Source organism: Nocardia miyunensis NBRC 108239, from assembly GCF_001613065.1.
In the GTDB taxonomy this organism is placed as follows: Bacteria; Actinomycetota; Actinomycetes; order Mycobacteriales; family Mycobacteriaceae; genus Nocardia; species Nocardia miyunensis.
In genome coordinates this window covers 163,162-186,945 of the sequence record NZ_BDBQ01000010.1, presented here as the reverse complement: position 1 = coordinate 186,945, position 23,784 = coordinate 163,162, and the positions used below count along the sequence as shown (strand labels likewise).

Here is a 23,784-nt window from a genome sequence, read left to right as displayed (position 1 = left end):
CTCCGATGCACACAATCAGCCCCATCGCCCGGACCGTCGCGGTCGTCGTGGCCGCGCTCCTGCTCGCCGGGATCGCGGGCTGCGGCACCGAGGCCGGCGGCTCGGGCGACGAGATCATCTACATCACCGACGCACCCATCGGGCAGAACAAGTTCCTGCAACTGGGCAAGACCGGCACCGAACAGGCGGCACGGACACTGGGGGCGACCGCGCGCACCTACGAGAGCACCGACGAGCAGTCCCGCCGCTCGAATCTGGACGCCGCGGTGCAGCGGCATCCGACCGCCGTCGTGCTGATCACCTACGAATTCAACGATCTGGTCAGCGAATTCGCCGACAGATATCCCGATCAGCAGTTCGTGCTGGTGGACGCGTGCCCGAACAAGATCCCGGCCAATCTGCGGTGCGGCACGTTCAAGGAGTACGAACCGTCCTATCTGCTGGGTGTGGAGGCGGGCCTGCTGGATCGCAGCGGGCACATCGGCACGGTGGCCGCGCGGGATTCCGCGTTCTTCCATCGGTGGTCCGACGCCTTCGCGCTGGGGGCGCGCAGCGTGAATCCGCGGGTGACCGATACGCAGCTGTTCGTCGGCGGCGACAATGCCGTCGGCGACCCGGCGCGCTCGAAGGAGTTGGCGCTCACCGCCGTTCAGTCCGGCGTCGATCAGATCTACGGAGTGACCGGCGGCGGCAACGGTGGCGTGTTCGAGGCGGCCGCGCAGAGTCGTGTGCTGGCCTACGGCGTCGACGTCGACCAGTGCCCGGAGCAGCCGGGGGTGGTGGTGGACAATGCGATCAAACGGGTCGACAAGGTGATACTCGATCTGCTGACCCAGATCCACCAGGGCGAACCCGGCGGCTCCTCGACCGCGTTCGGGCTGGCCGAGGACGGCTCCACCATTACGAGCCTGACCTCCGAGGCGGCCGCGAGCGGTTGCGCGATTCTGCAGTACCCGGACGTGCTGGCGCAGGTGCGCAAGGCGCGCGCGGACATCATCGCGGGCCGGATCGCGATTCCGCACGCGGACAAGTGAATTCGCGATGCACACGCTGAAGCTGGACGCGATCACCAAACGGTTCGGTCCGGTCCTGGCCGACGACGCGATCTCACTGACCGTGCGCGGCGGCCGGATACTCGGGCTGATCGGTGAGAACGGCGCGGGCAAGTCGACGCTGGTCTCGATCCTGTACGGGCTGCACCGGCCCGACTCGGGGCGCATCCTGATCGATGGACGCGAGGTGCGGCTCCGGTCGCCGGCCGACGCCATCGCACACGGACTGGGCATGGTGTTCCAGCATTTTCAGCTGTTCGCGGACATGTCGGTGCTGGAGAACGTGGTGTACGGCGCGGAGCCCGGGCGATGGGGAGTGCTCGACCGGCGGGCCGCGGCACGTCGAGTGACGGCCTTGGCAGGGGAGTACGGCCTGGACGTGCCACTGGACGAACCGGTCGGCGCCCTACCGGTCGGGGTGCTGCAGCGGGTGGAGATCCTGAAGGCGCTGTACCGCCGAGCCGAACTGCTCATCCTGGACGAGCCCACCGGCGTGCTGACGCCCCCGGAGACGCGCGCGTTGTTCCGGGTGCTGCGCACGCTGGCCGACCAGGGACACGGGGTCCTGCTGATCACCCACAAACTGGACGAAATCGCCGCTGTCGCAGACGAAGTCGTGGTGCTGCGGGACGGGCGGCGGGTGTTCGACGCCGAGGTCGCCGCGACCACGCCCGCGGAACTGGCCCGGCATCTGACCGGACGCGAGGTCGATCTGCGGCCTCGCCGCGCCGACCGACCGCCTGGCGATCCGGTGCTTACCGTCGAGCACGTGGTCACCACGGGCGCCGGACGGGCCGCGCTGGCCGGGGTGTCGCTGACCGTGCGCGCGGGGGAGATAGTCGGGGTCGCGGGTGTGGCGGGCAACGGCCAGGAGACGCTGGCCGCGATCGTCGCCGGAGCGCGGGTGCCGGATTCCGGCACGGTCACTCTCGGCTCTCACGACGTCACCACCTGGGACAACGCCCGTCGGCGCGATGCCGGACTGACCCATATCCCCGAGGACCGCAAAAGCGCGGGAGTCGCCCTGGACGCGAGCGTGATCAGCAATCTGGCCGCCGGATTCCATCGTCGCGCACCGCTGGGCGCACACGGCCTGGTGAGTCCGCGGGCCATGCGCGAGCATGCGCGAGAACTCGTCGCGCGCTTCGGAATTCGAGTCGCCGACCCGGCCGCGGCGGTGCGCGGACTGTCCGGGGGCAACGTGCAGAAGCTGGTGGTGGCGCGGGAGCTGGCGCATCGCGCACCGTTCCTGCTCGCCGAACAGCCCACGCGCGGAATCGATCTGGGCGCGATCGAGTACGTGTACCGGCAACTCGACGAGTATCGGTCCGAAGGGGGAGCGGTGCTGCTGATCTCGAGTGAGCTGAGTGAACTGCTCGCCCTTGCCGATCGGATCCTCGTGCTCACCGACGGGCGCGTCGTCGGCGAATTCGCCGCCGCCGAAGCCGATCCCGAGCGCATCGGCGCGCTGATGGCGGGCGCCGCGATCGCGGCGGAGCCGATATGACCGTCACGGAGACGGGTGTGGTGCGGCGGCTCAGGGGTTCGGGGGCGACCGTCGCGGACCGGGGGATGGTCGTGGCGCTGACCGTCGCGGTGACCGCTGCCCTGTTCGCTCTCACCGGTCATGATCCGATCGCGGTGTACCGCAGCATGTTTCAGGGTGCGCTGGTCGGCCCCGGCCTGGTGACCACGGTGCAGCGGACCGTCGTGGTGGTCGGGCTGAGCCTGGGATTGTCGTTCGCGTTCCGGGCGGGCCAGTTCAATCTGGGGGCGAGCGGGCAGTTCGTTCTCGGCGGCGCGGCGGGTGCGGTGGTGGCGCTGTACTGTCCCGGACCCGGCTGGGTGGTCGTGCCGCTCGCGTTGCTCGCGGCGACGGCGGCGGGCGCACTGCTGGCGTCGGTGCCCGCGGTGCTGTTCACCGGGTTGTCCGCACCGGTGTTCGCGACCTCGCTGCTGCTGAACTATCCGGCCCTGTCGCTCACCTCGTACCTGATCACGACGTGGTTGAAGGACCCGTCCTCCGATCTGGAAGCATCCCGGCCGATCTCCGTCGCTCGCCGGATTCCCGCGCTCGCCCCGGCGCATTCTGAGCTGGGACGGTTCTTGAATTCGGTTTTCGGACAACGGAATCTGCTCACACTGTTCGGTTCCGAGCTGAATTGGTCGCTGCTCGTTGTGGTGCTGATCCTGGCCGCGGTCCTGGTGATCGAGCGACGCTCGGCACTGGGGTTCGAGACCGGGCTGATCGGGCTCAATCCGCGCATGGCCGGCGCGGTCGGCATCCGCACCGGCCGCGCGATCGTGCTGGCGCTGGCGCTCGGCGGTGCGATCGCCGGGGTGATGGGCGCGCTGGTGGTGCTGGGTGCGCACTATCGGTTGATCGATGGCGGTCTGGACGGAACCGGCTATCCGATCACGGCGCTGCTGGTGGTGATGTTGGCGCGCAACAGTTCTGTCGCCGTCGTGGTGGTCGGCTTCCTGTTCACCGCGATCGGCGTGGGCGGGCAGGAGGTGGAGCGCGATTACGGCCTGTCGTCGTATGTGTCGACCGTGGTGCAGGCGCTGGTCGTCTTCCTGGTCTCGATGCGGCTCACCACCTGGCGGCCACGGCTGAGCCGGGCCAGGAAGCCGGTCGGCGAGGTGGAATCGTGAACGTCCCGGGGATGCTCCTGTCGTCCGCGGTCCTGGCCGCGGTGGTGCGCGGACTGGTGCCGCTGGTGCTGCTCGGCCTGGGCGGGCTGATCTGTCAGCGGGCCGGGGTGTTCAATGTCGCGCTGGAAGGCGTGCTGCTCACCGGCTGCTTCGCCGCGGTGGCGGGTAGCGCGTGGTCCGGCAGTGCGCTGATCGGAGTGCTCACGGCGGCGGTGGCCGGGGTGCTGGTCACCTTCGCGCTCGCGGTCGGGTCGGTCCGGCGTCGCGGCGATCCGCTCGTCCTGGGCACCGCGCTGAATATCGTGGTGTCCGGGCTGACCACCTTCCTGCTGCAGGCGATGTTCCACGTCCGGGGCACCTACCAGCGCCCGGATCTGGCCCGGCTGCCGCACTGGTTCGCCGGGGTGTCGCTACCCTGGATCGGTCCTACGCTCGCCGCCCTGAGTCCGCTGGGATGCTTTGCGATACTTGTGGTTCCGGCCGTGCACGGATTCCTGCGGCACACCGTGCCCGGCATGCGATTGCGTGGAGTGGGCGCCGACGCCGGCGCCGCGGAATCACTCGGCATCCGCCCCGACCGCTACCGCTTCGCGGCCCTGCTCGTCGCGGGACTGCTCGGCGGCCTGGCCGGAGCCGAATTGTCGCTGGGCGCGGTGGCTCTGTTCACCGAGAACATGTCGGCCGGCCGAGGCTGGGTCGTCGTCCTGGTCCTGCTGATCGCCAACGGCCGCCTGCGCGTCCTGCTGCTGACCCTCGTCGTCTACGCCTACGCCCAGGCCGTCGGCTTCCGCCTGCAAACCATCGGCCTGCCGATGCAATTATCCGACGCCGCACCGTATCTGGCCATGATCGCCGTACTGATCCGCTCTGGCCGACACCTCCGACGCCGACCTGCGGACCACCCACCGAGTCCTGACCGCCATGGTCGGCGCGCTACGTGATCACGGTGACGCGGCGTATCGGAGCCGGACCGGTCGAGCCGTCCGGAATAGGTGCTCGACGCGCCCGGCCGCATGTGAGTTCGGGCAGCCCGGTTGGTGTGTGCCGATCATCATGTGGGGCGAAGGCGAAGCGTCGATGACCGTAACGGTATTCTGGCGCAAGCCTTTTCGCTCCGCCGTAGCCGCGAATCGGGTCGGTGGATGTCCTCGCGGCGGTATCCCCACTTACTGGGTGACCGGGTGGGTGGTGAGGACATCGATGCGGATGTCGTCGTTGCGAGGAATGATGAATACGCGGTCGCGGCCGGGCTGCCAGCGGTCGGGGATCACGAAGTAGGCGTCTGCGGAGCGGTCGAGCAGGCGGATGCCGCTGTAGTAGTGGCGGTATTTCTCGCCGGGAACGGTGAGTTGGTTGGTCTGCACGCCGCTACCGTCGATGCCGAGCCGATCGACGCTCAGCAGCAGGAGCCGGGGCCGGGTGTCGAATCCGGCCCCGGCCAGTGCCCTGGCCGCGCTGGTGCCCTGCCGGGCAGCGTAGTTCCCGACCCACCACATCGCGCCGACGAAGCCGATCACGAACAGCGCGACCAGGATTACCGACGCTGTCGCCGAGAATGATTGTCCAGGGCTCGGTTCGGCAGTGGGACGATCGGGATTTGGTGCAGCCGAGGATGTTTCGAGTGTGCTCGCGGTTCGCAGGATTGTGGCGTAACAGAGCAGTGCGCTGCCGATCATCAACATCGCGGGCAGTACGTTGGTGCCGGTCGGCACCACCTTCGACATGATCGACCACGGGACGATATTGCCCGCGACGATCAGTGGTACCGCGAGCATCACCACTCCGACCGCGACGATCATTCCGAACCAGATGCGCAGCGCCAGGTGTGCGTGGCGGGTCGCGCGGGCGATCGCCACCGGTAGCCGTCGCAGTGTGAGCGCGACGGTCAGCGCGGTGAACGCGACGACGATCGGCCAGAAGGACGGGAATATCGCTCGGCGCATTATTCCAGGCGTGGACAGGCCCAGCATGTCCGAATCGACCCCGAAGTACCCGTAATAGGCGCGCGTGTACACCGAACCGAAGTAGTACAGGATCGGGACGAGCACCGCCGCCTGCGATACCGCGACCCCGGTCATCGTCAATGCCGACCGCAGCGGCGACCCCTGCTCCGGCATGTTCACCAGTGGGTGCCCGAGTTCGTCGGAACCGGAGTCGATGTCCTGGAAGTCGTTGTCCGGGAAGGTGTCGTTGTCGTTGTCGGCTCGGTGGTTGTCGGGGACGTCCCGGTCGTCGTCGATTGCGCGGGAGGCAGGGTCGGCGGCGCCTGCGGGCCCTCGGGCGGCAGCGTGGTCACCGGTCCGGGCGTCGCCGTGAACAGCGGAGTAGGGGAGATCGCTGCCGTCTGCCCGCTGGGACCGGAGACCGACGAAGTCTCGGCGGAGGGTCCGGACGTGGCCGATCCCGGGGGAGTCGCGGTGACCGCGGGCGAGGTGCCCGGTACACCGGCGTCGAAGCCGCACGACGCGATCAGCCCCACGCCGATCATCAGTTCGGTGACGAATACAGCTGTGCTGGAGAAGATCTGCCCTCGCCCCCTCGGATATTCCTGTGCCCGTGGACCGATTCTGTCACAGCGGTCCGCACCGTACGCAAGACTTCGCACGGATATCCGTGCCGTCGGCGCGGCGCGGCGATCGCCCGATTTGCCGGATCGTGATAGACAGGGTGCGGCACGGACGTCTCGGCGCAGTGCTGCGGCCCGTGTGCGCATCGAGTACCTCGCGAGACGGAAGCTCTTGGGGTGGAACGTAATTCGAGAGGAGCCAGGGTGAGAACGGGTAATTCGGTCGGCCGGGCGATGCTCGCGGCGAGTGTGTTCGGGGCGGTGGTCTCGACCGGGATCCTTCCGGCGGCGACCGGTTCGGCCGGTCTGCCGGCGTGCGCCGCGGCGCAGTTCGATCTGCGCATCCAGAAGCCCAAGGTGGACGATCCCCAGCGTCCCCATCAATTCGATGTGGTCCTGACGAACAAGGGTGCGGCGTGCACCACCCAGGGTTTTCCGGGCGTGGATCTCACCGGCCCGAAGGATCCGACCTACGGCGCCACGTATTCGCTTCCGCGGCAAGCCGTTTCCGCGCAACCCCTGACGATTCAGCCCAAGAACGCGGTCGTGGCCATTCTGACCTACCAGCCCGGTAAGTGGGTGCCCGCCACGCTGGTCGTGACGCCCCCGGACACGACCACCCAACTGCGCGTGCCGTGGCCTTCCGGTGTCGGTGTGACTCGTCAGGACGGTGCGACCCACCCCCGGTACCTACATCGGACCGTTCTCGCCCCTGTGAGCCCGGTCCGGGATCCCGGTCCGTTCGGATCGGCTCGATCGCAATCGTTGCCTGCTGGTTGCTCGCCTTCGATCAGGTAGTCCGAGCGCGCCGGTGGCCGACGCCGCGTGCGGATGCGGATCCGACGGTTAGGACTTGGGCAAGTGGCTCGGCAACGACATCCGGGTCCCCATCGAGCGCGGAACGCAGGCCGCGGCCACGACCCGATCTCCGGACTCATCACGTTGTCGGTGCACACCGATCACGACTTCTCGCAGTACGACCTGGACGCACCCATCGAGGAGGTCACCGTCCCCGGTACCCAGGGATTGTTCGAGGTGGCGCACCGGCTGAGCGTGAAGAACAATCTGACCCTGCGCGACGTCGGCAAGCTCTACGTTCAGGGCGTTCTGCTTCCGCAGTTCGCCGGAACGCCGGAACAGATCGCCGATCGAATCGAGGAGAGCTTCCACGGCGGCGAGGCGGACGGCTTCATCGTCTCCGCGGCCCAGGCCCCGGGAACCTTCGACGAGTTCGTCGATCTCGTTGTCCCCGAACTCCGGCGCCGCGGCCTGTTCCGCACCGACTACACCGGAACCACCCTGCGCGAGCACCTCGGTCTGGGCCAGGCATCGCTGACCCCGGCCCCGCGCGCGGTCACCGTCTCCTGACTTGATCGGCGAAAGTCGTTATACGGCAAGGAATGCGGCGGTTTCCGGGTCGGCGGGCAGGAAGGTTTCCAGGGCCAGTTCCGAGACCGTGATGTCGGTGGGGGTGTTGAAGGTGGCGATGATGGAGATGAATGCCAGTGTGCGGCCGTCGGTTTCCAGCAGTAGCGGGAGTGCGGGTGCCGCGGTGATCGGGGCGAGTTCCTCGCCGCAGTCCCGCGGTGGGGGATAGGCCTCGACCTCGTCGTAGAGCGCGCGCAGCGGTGCGGAGCGGGTGAGGGCCAGTTGGCGTTGCATCTGCTGCAGCAGATGCGCGCGCCACTGGGCGTAGTTGCGGATGCGGGGAGCCATGCCGCGCGGGTGCAGGGTCAGGCGCATGGCGTTGGGGGTGTCCAGGAGTTCCGCGGCTACACCCGAAAGCAACAGTCCCACACCGCGATTGGCCGCCACCACGTCGTATGCGCCGTCCAGGATCAGGGCCGGGAACGGTTCGTGCGCGGTGACCAGGCGCTCCAGATTGGTTCGTAGTTCGCGCAATTGCGGATCCTGCAGGGAATGCTCCGGGAAATGCGGTGCGTATCCGGCGGCGATCAGCAGCGTATTGCGTTCGCGCACCGGAACGTCCAGGTGATCGGCCAGCCGCAGCACCATCTCGCGGCTGGGGCGCGATCGGCCGGTCTCGATGAAACTGATGTGCCGGGCCGAGGAGTCGGCCGCGAGCGCGAGGTCCAGCTGGCTCAACCGTCTGCGGTTGCGCCACTCGCGCAGCAGGGGGCCGACTCTCGGCGGGGCGGTGGTCATGGTGTGACCGTACCGCGCGGCCGGGCTCATCCGATCAGGCCGGGACACGATCGAGGAAGCCGAGCACGTTGCTGATCCGGCCGTCGGTATCCAGCACGATGACGTCCGAACCGGCCACCGGCGCACTGCCGTCCGGTGCGACCAGTTCCCAGCCGAATCGCGCGGTGTCGTGGTGACCGTCCACGACGCCCAGCGGGCGGAACACGAAGCCCGGGAACTGCTCGTGCACACCGGCGATGGCCGCGGCCAGCTGTTCGTGACCGCGGACCTCGGTCAGCGGGTCGATGTAGGCCCCGTCCTCGGTCCACGCCTTCGCCACCGCGTCGGCCAGTTCGGCGCCGGTGGCGTTCCATGCCGCGAAATAACGCTGGGCCGCATCGTCGTAGGTGCTCATATCGAATTCTCCTTCTTCGAGGTCGTGAACCGAACGAGCACAACCCTGCCGGAGAAGACGACGACGTGCGATTACGCCGGAAGTAATGCCGGGGCACTCGGGGCGTAACGGACCTGGTTGGATCAGGTGCGTTGTCAAAAAAGCGGTGGGGGCGCCCGGAACGAGTGCCCCCACCGATCTTCCCGGCCCGTGTATCGGCGGACCGAATCATCAACGGCTATGGACTAGCTACTCCCGAAGAAGGGGAACCAGCCCGGCCACCACCCAGGGTGCGGCCAACCGCCGTGATGCCATCCGCCATGCCCCCAGCCACCATGGCCCCACATATCCGGCCACATTGTCGTTCACTCCAGACAAATTCGCTTTCCGCGCGCCCGGACGGGCAGCGTGCCCCGACACCACAATCGTAGCCACGACCCGTGGATCGGACGTGAATTCACAGCACATTCCAACCTTTCCGGCGGACTCCGGCATCGTGCGGGCGTGGTAGCCGGTGGTGTGAACGTGCTGGACAGCGCGGTAGCCACAACGTCCGGCGCGGCCGATCGCGCCCGGACGAAATCCGCCGATCGGTCGAATCATGATCTCTCGCACAAAGATACGTACATTCGACGCTAAACTGAACCAGGCGGTGCGGGGAGGCTCCGCGCGCGTATCGGATGGCTTGCTGCAACGGGGCTAGGACTCTGATGGACACTGCGGACGACCGGCAACCGGTCTTTCGGCGGGCGGCCATCGGGGACATGGAAGCCATCGCGGCGCTCGAGGCCGAGATATTCACCGAGCCGTATCTGCAGTTCATGCTGCGCCAGCTGTTCGAATTGCATGGCAACCAATGGCTGGTGGCCGAACTGGACAACGCGCTGACCGGGTACGCGCTGACTCTCGTGAGGGACGAACGGTCGCTGCTGTTCAGCTTCGCGGTACACATGCCACTGCGGAACCGCGGCTTCGGCCGCGCGCTGCTGGACCGGGCCGTGCAGTGCTGCTCCGAGGCAGGTGCGCGGGAGATGTCATTGACCGTGCGGCCGGACAATCAGCCCGCGCTGAACATATTCAAGGCGGCGAATTTTCAGCCCGTCGCATACCACGACCAGTATTTCGGTCCGGGGCAGCCTCGCTGGGTCATGACGCGTCGGCTGGAACGCCGGTAGACTCGTCCCATGGGGGAGGTCTCAGCATTCGTCACCTCGGTCTCAACCCGGATCGACAGGCGCGCTGCGGATTACGCGAGCATGATCGTCAAGGGTGAGATCACCGAGTCGGAGCTGCTGGATTGGCTCACCCGGTACGCCGGCACACTGCAGAACAACTTGTCCGATCACATCGTGCAGTTGCCGTCCGGCCAATCGGGCAACCTGCTGTTCGAGGATATGTACACTGCGGCGCTGCGATCCACGCCCGAGAAGCCGGACGAGGACACGTTGCACAAGCGGCTCGCCGCACTGGTGGCGGCCGAGGCCGAGTTCCGCGGACCGCTGCGACTGGGCGAACGGCAGAGCGTGCACCTCGCCGAGATCTACGAGCGTCTGGGCTTGCTCTTCGCCGGACTTCCGCTGCTCGCCACACTCGCTTGCCAGCGGGCGAGCATGCTGTACCGGATCACGGAGGACATCGACGCGCAGGATCGTTGCGGACTCGCGCTGGCGAAGGCTCGCACCCGTGCCGCACACGGCTGGCCGCGCGCGATCGGTCTGTTCTCGGATGTCTTGTGCGGCTACGGATATCGGCCCTTCCGGCTGCTCGGTTGGGTTCTGGTGCAACTGGTGCTGTTCACCGCGATCGGCCTCTGGGTGGCGGGCGCTCCGGCGGGGAACACGGTGTACATGTGCGTGACCTGCTTCCTCAATCCGATCGGACCGGGTGATCTGCAGGACCTCGACGATGCCGCGCGGCCGTTGTTCGCGGTCGAGTCCTGGGCGGGAACAGTGTCGATGTCGGTGTTCTTCGCACTGTTGGTGCGTAAATGGTTCCGGATGTGAGGCGCTGCGGGCGGGGCGGATGCGGCCACTCAGGCGAGGCGCCGAAGTTCTTGTGCGCCAAGAAAGCCCGAATCGGGCACATTGCGCGATAATGGGTCAGGTCCCGAACGGAATTCGGGAACGGCGTCGACCGTGTTCCGTAGCCGCGCATCGTCGCGCGTGCTAACTTCGCCTCACATCGCCGCAGCGGGAATCGGTCGACCCGTCGGTGCGGCGCGTCCACGATGAGCGGTGAAGGGGACTCCGGTCGATGAGAATCCAGCCACGGCGGCAGATTTTGAACGTGTGGAGTTCGCTGCTGGCAGCATGCTACCGGGATGGTGAGTGGATCTGGGGCGGGTTGGCGGGCTCCAATTCCATCGGCGACGCCGAGCAGTTGTTGTGCATCCTGTACCCGGCCACTCAGATCGAGAGTTTCGCGTTACATGATCCAGACCGGATGGCCGACGACGTCCGGGAAGCGTTGAGCCCACTGGGGCGTCGCATCGGCATGCGGATCGTGCAGGTGCTGGACGACTACCTCCAGCGGTACGAACAGGACGGTCGGCCGACCTTCTCGGCGGACTCCTATCTGCGATATTCCGCGGGCGAGGAACCCGCGGAGTCGCAGCGCGCCCTCGACGTCGTGGACTCGTATTCGATGTCCCTGACGCTGTGCCTGGCGGGGTTGCAGTTCCTCGGTTCCCTGCGCGGGGTGAGTAGCAAGCGGACCGAGAAGCGGCTGGAGGAGATCCTCGAGCCGGTGCAGGCGCGCCTCAACCGGCGACTGACCGCGGCCATGGTCGGACTCGTGCGCAGCTTCGTGGTTCGGTCCGTGGATCCGGTCACCGCGCACGGCCGGGCGATGCTGAGCATGTTCAACCAGACCGATTCCGAGCCCGACGCGGTGGTCGCCGGAGTGGCCCGCAGGCTGGAGCGAGTTCGTAGCCGTCTGCGCCGGGACGTCACGCTCACCAAGACTCCCGACAGCGATCTCGAGGACGAGGGCCTGCTGATCGAATGTGGTTGGAGCTGGGGGGTTGTGCGTGACGCCCAGGAGATCGACTTCGTCGACATACCGCTGTCCTCGTCGAAGGGATACGCCGCCTCGCGACCGTATCTGTATTTCACGATCGTGGCGCTCGATGGCATCAACGACTTGACCCAACCGCGCACCCGCGAACTGGATCTGCTCGACATCGAACAGCGCCGGCTCGCCGACGCACTGCAATTGCGCTGGGATCTGGCCCAGCGCTACTGGTCGGCGATGGCCCGTTACGGCAGCGGCCGTTGGCCGCTGGAGGACATTCCCTGGCGCACCGCCGACGGCGAGGAATCGGACTACTTCAGTCTCTGCATGTCCGCCCTGCTGATCCAGGACCTCGTCGCCCGGGTCGCCAGCGACGACGATCTCACCAGGGCCACACCGGTTTTCGACGAACTGGCCCGACGCGGCCGGATCACCAGCCGACTGACCGTGAACGATCCCGCCCGAGGGCTGCACGTTCCGGGAGTGGCGCTGGCGCTCGAGGGCAGCGAGGTCGTCGACGACGGTCCGCGACTGTACTGGACCGTTTCGGACTACGCGCCGATGTTGTTGAAGCGCACCCTGCAGGCGGCGCAGCTGTCCGGCACGCTCACCACCCGCGATCAATTGCTGGAACTGGCGCAGGACACGATGAGTCATCTGGAACGGCGGGCCTTCCAGGAGGGTCCGGCCAAAGGGCTGTGGGACGACGCGGGCCGGTATTTCTCCGCGTACCACGGGGGTGACGAGGAAGCCGAGTATTCGTCGAACGGGATCGATGCGCCCTCCTGGTATTTCACCGAACGCGTCATCGAATGTCTGGTCGCTGCCGAAAAGGCGTATCGAGATCCGCCGCTGCGGTCGCCCACCTCGGCCTCTCGTTCGCTGGACCTGCTCAACGAGGCGGACCACCTGCTCAATCAGAGATTTCTCGAGCTCAGCGAAAAGGACCACACCCCGAATCGATGGACATTGGAGAATATCGAGAAGAAGTTGCTGCGCGCCCGGGCGCTGATCGACGAGCGTCCCGGCACCGCGCACAGTCTGTGTGCCGACGCCCTGCGGGAACTGGACGAACTCGATTTCGCCACCCTCGATGCCATGAGGGGTGAGTGAATTGGGCGATCGCGATCCGATACTCGTTTTCTCCACGTCCGACAAGGGCGGCACGGGTCGATCCGTGACGAGCTGTAATATCGCCTATCGACTCAGTATTCAGGGCCGCAACGTCGCGTACCTCGATTTCGACTTCGGCTCCCCGACCGCCGGTGCGCTGTTCGAGATCGACCGGATGGATCGCGGTACCACCGAGGGCAACGGACTGCACAGATTCCTGACCGGAAAGAAATCCATCCCGGCGCAGTACGATATTCGATCGGAAACCAAGCGCACGGATCTTCGCGCGCCGCGTCACCCCTACCGGCTCACGCTGTATCCGGGCGATCGTGGCGGCGGTGAATTCGGTGCTACGACCGATGTGGTGAAGCGTTGCGTCGACATACTGGTGATCTGTAAACAGGAATTCGACGTCACCTTCATTGATCTGAGCGCCGGACGATCGGCGGCACTGGAGATCGTGCTCAGTGCCATGGCCGCCACGCAGTTGCGTGGTGCGGTGGCGCGGTGGCTGGTATTCCATCGCTGGACGCGCCAGCACATTCTCGCCGCCAACGGTCTGGTGCACGGGCCGAACGGCCTGCTGGAGAACGGCGCGAAACTCGGTTACGACCCGGGACGACTGCTCGATTCGATGCGATACGTCCGTACCGCGGTGCCCTCGACCAGCGAGGCGCCGGGTGCGAAGGGCAGCGGCCCGCAGTGGGCATGGCTGCGGAAGCAGAACGAGGCGTTGGATCAGCTCGCCCAGGCGAATCAGATGGGCACCAGCGTGACCCTCGGGACGACGCCGGTCGAACCCGTGTTGCAATGGCGCGAACAGGTGATTCTGGATGCCGACGTCGATGCGAAGATCGCCAATCAGGAGACCGTGCGTGCCTTTGCCGCGTTGGCGGACGAACTCGTCAACGACGACACCTGGACGTGGGAGGGGGATTTCTGATCGTGGATTTCAGCACTGGATACAGCGAGGCGACCGAACAGGCGAAGATCGCCAATGTGGAGCTTTCCCATCTGTCGATCGAAACCGGCCACTTCTACATGAAGGACCTGACCGACGGGCTCGAACCCATTCGAACCCAGTTTCGGCGGGTGCAGAAACTGGTCGACCTCTATACCGAGGCCACCCGGGCCGAGTTCGGCAATTCCGCGCGAGTGAGCACCTGTTTTCTGATCGACGACTATTTCGGCCCGAATACCGATCCGACCGAGGTGCTGGCGAAGATTCTGGGCGTCGCGCAGGAATACGGTCTGACCATCGACTATCTCGCCCGTGAGGCCAGCTGCTGGGAATCGCCGCAGTATGTCGATGGCCAGCCGACCGGACATTCGGTTCCGCTGGCGGAGATGATCGCGTCGTGGATCGTGGCCGAACCGGTTCCCGCGACCACCGGCGGTCGCCCGCCGGACGTGGAATCAGGCTGGTTGTGCAATGGCCGGAGGTCCTCGGAATACGATTCGAAACAGGCCATGCAATTATCGGAGTATCGTCCGTCGGAAGAGCTCGGCCGCCGGGAGCATTCGATATTTCTGGATGTCGAGCTCTGGAACGAGAATATCCGCAAGGACGGTTCGAAAAATATCCGCTGGTCGTGTCCCTACCTGGCGTCGATCTGGCAACTTCTGCGGCTGGGAATGGTGCGCTACGACGGCGGGCCGGTGGTTCAGCCCCAGCCGCGCGGCACCGGCTGGCCGGAGCGATGGTGGGAAATGCCCTCGGTGGTACAGCTGAATCCGAAGGCAGCGCCGTTCGCCGCCTACCAGACGCTGTCCATCCTGCCGCAGAGTTATCTGAAGATCGAACATGCGGTTCGGATGATTCTCGACCATGTGCATCTCGACGAGGAACTCGTGGCACAGACCCTCGCGCGCGGTGCTCGCGAGGGTGTCGAGATTCCCCGGGAACTGACCAGACGTCTGCAGCACGTTTTCATCAACGAGGTCTCGGTGAGGCCTGTCGATGGGGCGTGATATGACCGATGCCAATGCGTGTGCGGACGAGTCGATCCTGGCCGTGTTCGGGGAGATCCAGACCTGTCTGCTGCCGTCCCGGCGGGTACTCGACACTCCCGCGAGCGTCGAACTGCTCAGCGCGATGAAGTTCGGAAGCACGGTGACCTCCCGGGAACGTCCTGTGCCCCTGGTGATCTCGCCGAATCGGCTCGAGGGCGTCGACTGCAATCTGGCGCAGTGCCGTCCGGCTCGGGCAGGCGGCAAACGCGTGCACGTGATCGGCACCGTGGCCTCGCGAACGGTGGTGATCGGGGGCCGAGTGCTACAGGGATCGTCGCAGACCACGGTGGTCCGCGCGGGCGGATCCGATCGGCAGCCGTGGGCGCACTATCTGAGCCGGCCGGGGACCGTCGAGGCGGTGAGCGGGTCGGCGTCCAGCGGTTCCCTGGTGGACGGCTATCTGCGGCCGTCCGCGGAGGATCTGCTGGATCTGACCTCGATCTGCGGACGGATGTCGAATCTGACTCGCGTGGATCCGCGGCTCGATCAGCGGATTCCGTTTCGCCGCGCGGGCACCACACGATTGCGCTGGGCGGTCGAGGTGGGCGAGCCGACGAAGCACGCGTTGCCCTTCTCGTTCCGGCTCGACGACGACACCGTGCGTTCTGTGCGAATCGTGTTGCCGCGGGAGCACATCGCGGACGCGCAACGCTTCTGCGAGGATCTCGCGACCCACGATTGGCTGCTGACCGCCATCGGCCGGGTGGCCGGGCGCTTCGGCGTATTCGAGACCCAGCCCGATGCGGTGCTGGACGAATTGTCCCCTGTGCTGGACGAATTGGTGCCGCTGTGGATGCCGGGCGCGCACGCGTCGCCGCAATTGCGGCCGATCTGGGAGGGACTGGAATCCGATCCCGGTTTCACACGGCAGTGGACCGCACGGGTGGGGCAGTTGCGCGACCGGATGACGACAACGACGCTGAAAGTGTTGCAGCACTCCAAGACTCATAATGCGGGTCTGGGAGGCCTGTAGTACCGGCTTCCCATCGCTGCGGTGATCGCCGACCCGAGTGTGGCTAGAGTGGTGATACGCCATCACAGGTGGTCGTCGGTATGGGGAGGCAAGCGATGGCAGAGGTGCTGTTGACCGTCACACTCGATCCGGGTGCGATGCGGCAATTGGATCAGCGGATGAAGGAACTGGAAACGGATCTGCGGGGGATTCGGGGAGTGGCGGTCGGCCGAGGTCCGGTAACCGACATCCCTGGTGCGAAATCAGGTGTCGGCTTCGCCGTCGGTTCGCTGGTCGTGTCCGGTGCGCTCGGCGGCACAGTGACCTTGGCGATTCGCGATGTGCTGATCCAGTTCCTCACGCGGCACCGGGCGAATTCGGTGACGGTGCGCAACGGCGATCGGGAGATCACCATCGACCGGCCTTCCGATGGGCAGGTCGACGCGATCGTCGGGCAGTTGCCGGATCTGCTGAGCGATGAGTGATCTGCGGGGCCGCCGGGTCGCGCTGTTCATCGCCAACGACACCTTCTATTCGCGGTCGCTGTCTCGGCTCTACGCACCGGTATCGGATGCGCGCGCGCTGCGGAACCTGTTGCACGAGCCCGAGATCGGCGGATTCCAGCCCGCGGAGATACTCGTCAACGAGTCGAAGATGGAGATCGAGCGCGGTATCGAGCGGATGTTCCGCGGCGCCGGCCCGGAGGATCTGCTGCTGCTGTACTACTCCGGACACGGCATTCGCACCAGTCAGAACCTCTATCTCGCGGCCAGCAATACCGATGCGAATCTGCCGGGCAGTTCCGGGGTTTCGTCCTCGTTCATCAAGGAGATGATTCGCGAATCGAATGCCGCGTCCAAGATCATCCTGCTGGACTGCTGCTACAGCGGCGCGTTCCTGGGCGGCGATGCGCTCAAGGCGGGAGTCGATCTCGGTGACGGCGTCGGCGAGCATCTGGCCGCGGGAGAAGGGGTCTGCGTGCTCACCGCCTGCACCGGCGTGCAGATCGCCGAGGACGGCACCCGTGGCACAGAGGATTCCGAGCCGATGTCGACCTTCACCGCAGCCATCGTCAACGGTATCGTGACCGGCCTGGCGGGCAATGGATCCGGGCAGATCAGCACGCACAGCCTGTGGACGTATGTCAAGGACGAGGTCCGCCGCCGCACGGACCGCCAGACCCCGGGCAACTACGGCCTGCTGAACGACGAGGCGTACATCGCGCAGACCCGGCGTGGGCCGGGGTCGGCCAACGGTGGCGACCGGGTGCTGCTCGGTAGTCTGCTGGGGCGGCTCGAGCAGGTGCAGGACTCTGGGATGCGTGCGGAAAGCTGGTGGGGGACAAGTAAACTCTGCGTTCCGATCGGCCGGCAACGTCGGCCGGATGGCGCGCCAGGCGATATCGTCCAGCTCGAATTCGCCGCTCCGGACCACGGATTGCTGATCGTCGGTCGTGCGGGTTCGGGCAAGAGCGTGCTGCTGCGTACCCTCGTGGCGGCGCTGGCGCTGACCCATTCGACGGACGAGGTGTGCATTCACGTCCTGGATTCGAGCAATCGCCTGGGCTCGATGGGTGACCTGCCGCATGTCGCCGGAGTGGTCGGCGACGACGAGGCGGAGTCCGTGCAGGCCATGCTCACTGGCGTCACCGAGGAGATCCTGAACCGGAAGAAGCTGTACCGCAACCATCGCATCGATTCCCCGGGCAGACTGCGCGCTGCTCGCGCCGAACTGCCGGGCGGCCCGGTACCCGATCTGTTCCTGATCCTGGACCGGTGGAAGGATTTCGCGCTACTGCCGGGCGTCGAGGAGAAGGTCAGACGCATCGCGGAAACCGGACCAGAATACGCCGTGCACGTGGTCGCCACCTTCCGGGACTGGGACGAGGTGCCGGATTGGGTGGCCAGGCTGCTCAGCGTGCAGATCGAACTTCGACTGCACAGGTCCGGTGATTCGCGGGTCGCGGCGGATCGAGCGGCCAGGCTCCCGGACGGCGCCGGATGGGCGCTGCACGGTGAGCAACCGTTCCGAATCGCGTTGCCCGACATTCGCGAACCCGCCGTTGATCCCGTCGAGTCGGACGATTCCGATGACGGCGCGGCGCAACTCGTGGACCTGTTCCGGAGCCGGGACGACGGCGCGCGGGCCGGTCCGGGTTCGGCGGGCCAGGAACTCGAGGCGAAGTTCGCCGATCTGTACGAGATCGCCGACGTGTCTTCGCCGGACACCGATCGGTGGTGGCGGTCCGGGGAGCCCGATCGGCGTTTGCGGGTGCCCATCGGCGTCGCCGGCCCCGACGAGCCGATCATGTTGGACCTCGAGCAGATCGCCGATGGTGGTACGGGTCCACACGGTTTGGTCGCCGGGGCTACCGGCGCGGGGAAATCGGAGCTGCTGCGGACCATCGTGTTGGGTCTGGCGCTGCGGCACGGCCCGGATCGGGTGAACTTCCTGCTCGTCGGTGTCGATGATCGCGCCACTTTCGAACCCCTGGCTGGTCTGCCGCACGTCGCCGGTCACGTTCGCGGTGCGAAACGTGATCTCTACCTGCTGCAGCGTCTGCAGGCGGTACTCGAGGGCGAGATCTTCGCGCGGCAGCGGTACATCGGGGAGGAGTGCCCGTACCGCACCATCGATGAATACGCGGCCGCCCGGGCGGCCGGGGTATCGCTGCCGGTACTGCCTGCGCTGGTTATCGTCATCGAGGAATTCATGGATCTGGTGGCCGGCGCGTCGAAATTCGCCGAGGTGCTCGTGCGGATCGGGCGGCTGGGCCGGTCGCTGGGAATTCATCTGCTGCTCGGCACGCAGCGCCCCGACGAGTGGCAGCTGCGTGATCTGGACAGCTATCTGTCGTATCGAATCGTGTTGCGCACGTTCTCGTTCGCGCAATCCAATCTGCTGTTGAAAACCGCCGCCGCCTACCGTCTGCCGCGCATTCCGGGCTACGGATACCTGCGGACCGCGGGGGGAATCGCGACGCGGTTCCGGGCGGCGTTCGTCTCGGGTCCCGGGCCGGTCGGCGGTGCGGATCCCGTCGATCGTCCGATGGTGGAACTGCTGGCGAAGGCGCTCACCGGCCGCGCCCCGCGAGTGCGACAGTTGTGGACCGATCCCCTGACCGAGTCGCCGACGGTCGGAATGCTCCTGGAACAGTGGGACGGCGGATCCGGTGCCGGTTTGCCGGGCGCGTTGCGCCTGCCGCTCGGACTCGTCGATGTCCCGGAACGTCACCGTCTGGATGTGATGGTCGCCGACCTGGACGGTGGTTCTGGGCATCTGGTGATCGTCGGCGGCCCGCGATCGGGAAAGTCCACCGCCCTGCGCACCTTGATCGTGGCCGCCGCGGAGCTGTGCACGCCCGAGCAGGTGCAGTTCTACTGCTTGGACTTCGGCGGCGCGCTGGCCGATATGGCCGAGTTGCCGCACATCGGCGCGATTGCCGGGCGACAGGATGTGGAGGGGTTGCGGCGCATCGTCTTCGATGTCGCCGGTCTCCTCGATCGCCGGGTGCGGCTGTTCGAGGACGAGAAGATCGGGTCGCTGCGCGAATTCCGCTCCCACAAGGCCGATTCGGCGGAGCGTGACGCGAAAGAGTCTGCGGTGGAGGTGATTTCGGCGGACGTATACGGGGATGTCTTCCTCGTGGTCGACGGCCTCGATGTGGTCCATCAGGACCATTCGGCGCTCGAGCGCACCATCTTCACCATCGCCGTGACCGGAGCGCGGTACGGCATCCATGTCGTGGTGACACTGCCGCCGTGGACCCAGTTCGCCCTCCCGGACACCGTCGGCGCCCGGATCGAGTTGCGGCTGGGCGATCCCGCGGATTCCCGGTTGGGACGGGACGCCGCGGGGGAGGTCCCGCCGAACCGCCCTGGCAGGGGGTTGGCGCCCGATAAACGACATCTGCTGGTCGCGCTGCCCAGGCTGGATTCCGACACGGATCCGCAGCGGATGGCGGAAGGCGTGGCCGCGATGGTTCGGCACACCCGTGCCCGATACGGTGCGCGACATGCGCCCCAGGTGCTGCCGCTACCGCGAGTGGTGCCGCGTGCCGATGTTCAGCGGGTAGCCCGCGCCGCCGGGCTCGTGCAGGATTCCACACATGTCGTCATCGGACTCGGCGAACGTGAATTATCGCCGTTGACAATGGATTTCGCCGATCATCCGCATCTGATGGCATTCGCCGACACCGGATTCGGCAAGACCACGCTGTTGCGCACCGTTCTGCTGGGCCTGCTCGGGAACGCGACCCCGGAACAGGTCGGCATCCTGCTGGTCGACTATCGGCGCACCCTGGTGCGCTCGGTGGACGGCGGCTCGGCGATCATCGCGGCTCCCTCGGCCGCCGAACTGCGCGAGGAGGTCGAGCGTTTGCGCCTTCGCCTCGTCGAGCGGAGCGAGGGGATCGAAACGGCCGGGCGGCGGGCCCGTGCGGGTACGGCGGGGCCCGAGCTCTATGTGATCGTCGACGACTACGACACGGTGGTCGCGGACGGCGAGGACCCGCTGGCGCCGCTGGAGGAGTTTCTGCCGATAGCCGGTGACCTCGGCTTACACCTGGTCGTCACACGGCGAGCGACCGGTCTGGACGAGGCGCTGAAGTGCGGAATGCTCAGGTGCGTGAACAAACTGGCGACACCGACCCTGATGCTGCGTGCGCCCGTCGAGGAGAGCGCGGTCCTCACCGGCGACCTGAGCGCCGATGCGCTGTCACCCGGTCGCGCCATCCTCCTCGTTCGATCCCGGGAGCCGGAGCTGATCCAGATCTCCCACTCGCCGTGAGCCCGCTCGCTCGTACGAAAGTGGTCGCGGCCCAGTCTCTCCGGAGGCTCAGGCAGGCTGGTCCAGGTGGACGTTCACCGTGACCGCGCCGTTCTCGTCGCGCGTGGTGACGGCGTGTCCGGTGCGGTCGCCGCCGGACAGGTGCAGCGTGATGGGGGCGCCCTCGCCGAGGAAGTTGCGCCACCAGCTCTTCTTGTCGGGCATGGCCACGCCGATCACGACATCCTCCCCGGTGCGCCGGTAGGCGATGGGGGTGCGGAAGGTCTTGCCCGAGCGTCGGCCGACGTAGCTGATCTCGGCCATGCTGCCGCGCAGCCGCTCGCCGAGCACGGGAACCCGCATGAGGGCGACCACGCCGTTGTTGAACCCCCGGACCAGCCCTTTGACCAGACCGTTCGCACCAAGGCCGTTGGAACTCATCGCTATCCTCCCGATCGACGGATGATCGGGAGCCACAGTAGCCGTCCGCGCGACGATACGTCCGGTGGTGTCTTCCCGGTGTTGCGATCACGCCGAGGGAAATGGTGGTCGCCGGGCGGCGGTGCGAGGATCGTCGTAGTATGAGCCGCTTCGCAGTGGGTATCGAACTCGACGGCGCGGGATACCATCCCGCCGCGTGGCGCAGATCGCGGGACGAACCCGCCGGGCTGCTGTCGGCGCGAACACTGCAGGCGCGGGTGAGTGCCGCGGAGAACGCCGGATTCACCCTGGCCACCTTCGATGATTCGATCCTCCCGCCCGGCTTGGGTCCGGCGGGGCGGATCGATGCGCCGACCCGGGCCTCCTTCGTCGCGGCGACGACCAGCACGCTGGGGCTGGTTCCCGCCGTGGCGACCACCTACGCCGAGCCGTTCCACACCGCGTCCGCGCTTGCGACACTGGACTATTCGTCGCGCGGCCGGGCCGGCTGGCTGGCCACGGTGGATCCCGGTGCGGCGGCGGCCTGGGGCCGCGAACCGAGAACCGGCGGACTCGAGGTGCGGCGCGAACAGCGTGATTCGATCGAGGTGGCCCGTCGTCTCTGGGATTCCTGGGAGGACGACGCGGTGATCCGGGACTGGGGCAGCGGCCGGTTCCTGGATCGGGATCGGTTGCACTACATCGACTTCGAGGGGGAGACGTTCTCGGTGAAGGGGCCCTCGATCGTGCCCCGGCCGCCGCAGGGGCAGGTCGTGGTCTTCGCCGACAGCGCGACGCTACTCGCCGACGAATCCGCTCGCGGCACAGCGTTTTCGGAGTCGGGTACCACGTCCTTCGGATCCGCTGACGTCGTCCTGGTGAGTGGAGCCGACGTCGATGCGGCGATCTCGGCGGCCGATCGGGTGGCGGGGGATGCGCTGGTATTCGTCGATCTGGAGGTCGTCCTGGACACTCCGGATCACAGCGCCGCCGATCGTCTGGCCGGGCTGGAATCCCACGCCGCCCGCGAACCCCGTGGCCGCCTGCACTTCTCGGGCCCGCCGGGCGATCTGGTGAGCCTGCTGACCCGGCTGTCCCGGCACGTCGACGGCGTCCGCCTGCACCCCGCCGTCATCGACGAGGATCTGCCGGTCCTGGCTCGATCGGTGCTTCCGCCGTTGTTCCGCGCCGGAACAGCCCACCGGCCCGTCCCCGGCGCGACGCTGCGGGCCAATCTCGGCCTGGCACGCCCGGCCAACCGATATGCGGAGGAGCAGCTGTGAGCCAGGATCGATTCCCGGACAGGAAGGTTCATTTCGGCATCTTCTTCCAGGGGGTCAACCACACGACGATCTGGTCCGATCCCCGCAGCGGCTCGCAGATCGACTTCGAGACGTTTCGGCGTATCGCCACGACCGCCGAACGCGGACTGTTCGACGCCTTCTTCCTCGGCGAGGGCCTGCGACTGCGCGAACAGGACGGCAAGATCCTGGATCTGGACATCGCCGGACGCCCCGACGCGATCACCCAGCTCGCCGCCTTGGCCGGGATCACCCGCCACATCGGTCTGGTGGCGACTCAGAACATCACCTACAACGAACCCGCCGACCTGGCACGCAAGCTGGCCGGGCTGGATCTGCTGTCGGACGGGCGGGCCGGATGGAACGCGGTCACCACCGACAACGCGTGGACGGGGGCGAATTTCCGGCGCGGCGGCTTCGCAGATCATGCCCTGCGCTACGAGCGGGCCGGTGAATTCCTCACTCTCGCACGGCAGATCTGGGATTCCTGGTCCGACGACGCGATCGCGCCCTCGACGCACAGCCCCGATTGGCTCACCCCCGACGCGGTGCGCCCGGTGCACGCCGACACCGATCACTTCCGGGTATCGATCACCCCGACCCTCCCGCGCAGCCCGCAGGGGCATCCGGTCATCTTCCAAGCCGGTGACTCCCCGGCAGGACGGGATTTCGCCGCCGCGCACGCCGAGGTCATCTTCTCCAGGCACGGAACGGATTTCGACGAGGCGTCGGACTTCGCCGAGGACATCCGGGCCCGGCTGCGCGCCGCCGGACGTCCCGAGGACGACATCAGGATCATGCCCGGAACCCAGATCGTGCTGGCGGAGAAGGAATCCGAGGTACCGGACAAGGTCCGCTGGGTTCTGGAGAACCAGATCACCGGCCCGACGGCGCTGTCACTGGTGGGTCAGGTCTGGGGCCTGGATCTGTCCGACCGTGACCCGGACGGCTCGCTGCCCGCGGAAGATCCCGTGCCGTCCGCGATTTCGGGCACCCGCGGCGCCCAGCGCGACGGCCAGGACCGGACCGAGATCGCCCGCGCGTGGCGGGAGCTGGCCGAGGCGAAGAACCTCACCCTGCGTCAGGTGGCCGTGGAAACCTCACACCGCTCGGGATTCGCGGGCACCCCCGGCCAGGTCGCCGACGAACTCACCCGCTGGGTCCGCCAGGGCGCCAGCGACGGATTCAACATCTCGCCCTATCTGGTGCCCACCGGTCTGGACGAAATCGTGGACTGGTTGATACCCGAACTGCAGGAACGCGATTCGTATCGCACCGAGTACACCGGCAGCACCCTGCGCGAACACCTCGGATTGCGCCCGCCGCTCACCCGGCGGGGGTGAGCGTCCGGCGCAGCCGCCGAAGGTTCGGTCGCGGTGGGCGCCGAGCGGCTC

Annotated in this window: 19 protein-coding genes and 1 pseudogene; 16 read left to right on the top strand and 4 right to left on the bottom strand. The window is 66.9% G+C overall.

What is annotated here, in order from left to right; all coding sequences use genetic code 11:
- The first annotated feature begins 5 nt into the window (after positions 1-5).
- The 4 genes from NM2_RS06075 to NM2_RS06060 are packed head-to-tail and all read left to right on the top strand — an operon-like array spanning position 6 to position 4,648.
- Positions 6-1,034: a BMP family ABC transporter substrate-binding protein gene (locus tag NM2_RS06075; RefSeq protein ID WP_067664942.1), complete on the top strand. Its 1,029-nt coding sequence runs from the start codon at positions 6-8 to the stop codon at positions 1,032-1,034.
- Positions 1,035-1,041: 7 nt separating this feature from the next.
- Positions 1,042-2,559 carry an ABC transporter ATP-binding protein gene (locus NM2_RS06070; RefSeq protein ID WP_067664939.1) on the top strand — a complete coding sequence of 506 codons (1,518 nt, stop codon included), beginning with the start codon at positions 1,042-1,044 and terminating at the stop codon, positions 2,557-2,559.
- Positions 2,556-3,707, top strand: a complete 1,152-nt coding sequence (locus NM2_RS06065) for an ABC transporter permease (RefSeq protein WP_067664936.1) — start codon at positions 2,556-2,558, stop codon at positions 3,705-3,707. The genes NM2_RS06070 and NM2_RS06065 overlap by 4 nt, the downstream gene beginning before the upstream one ends.
- A complete protein-coding gene (locus NM2_RS06060; RefSeq protein ID WP_157120901.1) occupies positions 3,704-4,648 on the top strand; it encodes an ABC transporter permease in 945 nt (314 codons plus the stop codon). Before NM2_RS06065 ends, NM2_RS06060 begins: the two co-directional genes overlap by 4 nt.
- 225 nt (positions 4,649-4,873) lie before the next feature.
- On the opposite strand, the gene NM2_RS06055 is transcribed toward NM2_RS06060, so the two are convergent.
- On the bottom strand, positions 4,874-6,169 hold the full coding sequence (locus NM2_RS06055; protein WP_067664932.1) for a hypothetical protein: 1,296 nt from the start codon (positions 6,167-6,169) through the stop codon (positions 4,874-4,876).
- A gap of 308 nt (positions 6,170-6,477) precedes the next feature.
- Here NM2_RS06055 and NM2_RS06050 point away from each other — a divergent pair, with 308 nt between their 5' ends.
- Entirely contained in the window at positions 6,478-7,071 is a 594-nt protein-coding gene (locus NM2_RS06050) for a DUF4232 domain-containing protein (RefSeq protein WP_174575607.1), read from the top strand.
- A 120-nt stretch (positions 7,072-7,191) separates the two neighbouring features.
- Positions 7,192-7,641: pseudogene (locus NM2_RS06045) on the top strand (LLM class flavin-dependent oxidoreductase); the annotation flags it as partial.
- A gap of 18 nt (positions 7,642-7,659) precedes the next feature.
- Here the strand turns inward: NM2_RS06045 and NM2_RS06040 are convergent.
- Positions 7,660-8,439, bottom strand: coding sequence for a helix-turn-helix domain-containing protein (locus NM2_RS06040; RefSeq protein WP_084530534.1), 780 nt, complete (start codon positions 8,437-8,439; stop codon positions 7,660-7,662).
- Between the two features lie 34 nt (positions 8,440-8,473).
- Positions 8,474-8,833, bottom strand: a complete 360-nt coding sequence (locus NM2_RS06035; protein ID WP_067664926.1) for a nuclear transport factor 2 family protein — start codon at positions 8,831-8,833, stop codon at positions 8,474-8,476.
- A 689-nt stretch (positions 8,834-9,522) separates the two neighbouring features.
- Here NM2_RS06035 and NM2_RS06030 point away from each other — a divergent pair.
- The 8 genes from NM2_RS06030 (at position 9,523) to eccCb (ending at position 20,690) form a co-directional block, all read left to right on the top strand.
- On the top strand, positions 9,523-9,987 hold the full coding sequence (locus NM2_RS06030; protein ID WP_067664924.1) for a GNAT family N-acetyltransferase: 465 nt from the start codon (positions 9,523-9,525) through the stop codon (positions 9,985-9,987).
- A 9-nt stretch (positions 9,988-9,996) separates the two neighbouring features.
- Positions 9,997-10,815, top strand: coding sequence for a hypothetical protein (locus NM2_RS06025; protein WP_157120900.1), 819 nt, complete (start codon positions 9,997-9,999; stop codon positions 10,813-10,815).
- 250 nt (positions 10,816-11,065) lie between these two features.
- Positions 11,066-12,937: an SCO2524 family protein gene (locus tag NM2_RS06020; RefSeq protein WP_067664920.1), complete on the top strand. Its 1,872-nt coding sequence runs from the start codon at positions 11,066-11,068 to the stop codon at positions 12,935-12,937.
- Positions 12,930-13,880 (top strand): SCO2523 family variant P-loop protein, encoded by a 951-nt coding sequence (locus NM2_RS06015; protein ID WP_281182398.1) that lies wholly within the window; start codon positions 12,930-12,932, stop codon positions 13,878-13,880. The genes NM2_RS06020 and NM2_RS06015 overlap by 8 nt, the downstream gene beginning before the upstream one ends.
- A 2-nt stretch (positions 13,881-13,882) precedes the next feature.
- Positions 13,883-14,908 carry an SCO2522 family protein gene (locus NM2_RS06010; protein ID WP_067664918.1) on the top strand — a complete coding sequence of 342 codons (1,026 nt, stop codon included), beginning with the start codon at positions 13,883-13,885 and terminating at the stop codon, positions 14,906-14,908.
- Position 14,909: 1 nt separating this feature from the next.
- A complete protein-coding gene (locus tag NM2_RS06005) occupies positions 14,910-15,923 on the top strand; it encodes an SCO2521 family protein (RefSeq protein WP_067664916.1) in 1,014 nt (337 codons plus the stop codon).
- A 95-nt stretch (positions 15,924-16,018) separates the two neighbouring features.
- Positions 16,019-16,387 carry a hypothetical protein gene (locus NM2_RS06000; RefSeq protein ID WP_067664914.1) on the top strand — a complete coding sequence of 123 codons (369 nt, stop codon included), beginning with the start codon at positions 16,019-16,021 and terminating at the stop codon, positions 16,385-16,387.
- Positions 16,380-20,690, top strand: coding sequence for a type VII secretion protein EccCb (gene eccCb, locus NM2_RS05995; RefSeq protein WP_067664912.1), 4,311 nt, complete (start codon positions 16,380-16,382; stop codon positions 20,688-20,690). The genes NM2_RS06000 and eccCb overlap by 8 nt, the downstream gene beginning before the upstream one ends.
- A 48-nt stretch (positions 20,691-20,738) precedes the next feature.
- Here the strand turns inward: eccCb and NM2_RS05990 are convergent, their stop codons facing one another.
- Positions 20,739-21,110 (bottom strand): hypothetical protein, encoded by a 372-nt coding sequence (locus NM2_RS05990; protein WP_067664910.1) that lies wholly within the window; start codon positions 21,108-21,110, stop codon positions 20,739-20,741.
- A gap of 140 nt (positions 21,111-21,250) precedes the next feature.
- On the opposite strand from NM2_RS05990, the gene NM2_RS05985 reads away from it, so the two are divergent.
- Both NM2_RS05985 and NM2_RS05980 read left to right on the top strand, forming a co-directional pair.
- Complete coding sequence (locus NM2_RS05985) at positions 21,251-22,372, top strand: LLM class flavin-dependent oxidoreductase (protein ID WP_067664908.1); 1,122 nt, start codon at positions 21,251-21,253, stop codon at positions 22,370-22,372.
- Positions 22,369-23,733 carry an NtaA/DmoA family FMN-dependent monooxygenase gene (locus tag NM2_RS05980; protein ID WP_067664907.1) on the top strand — a complete coding sequence of 455 codons (1,365 nt, stop codon included), beginning with the start codon at positions 22,369-22,371 and terminating at the stop codon, positions 23,731-23,733. Before NM2_RS05985 ends, NM2_RS05980 begins: the two co-directional genes overlap by 4 nt.
- Positions 23,734-23,784 lie beyond the last annotated feature (51 nt).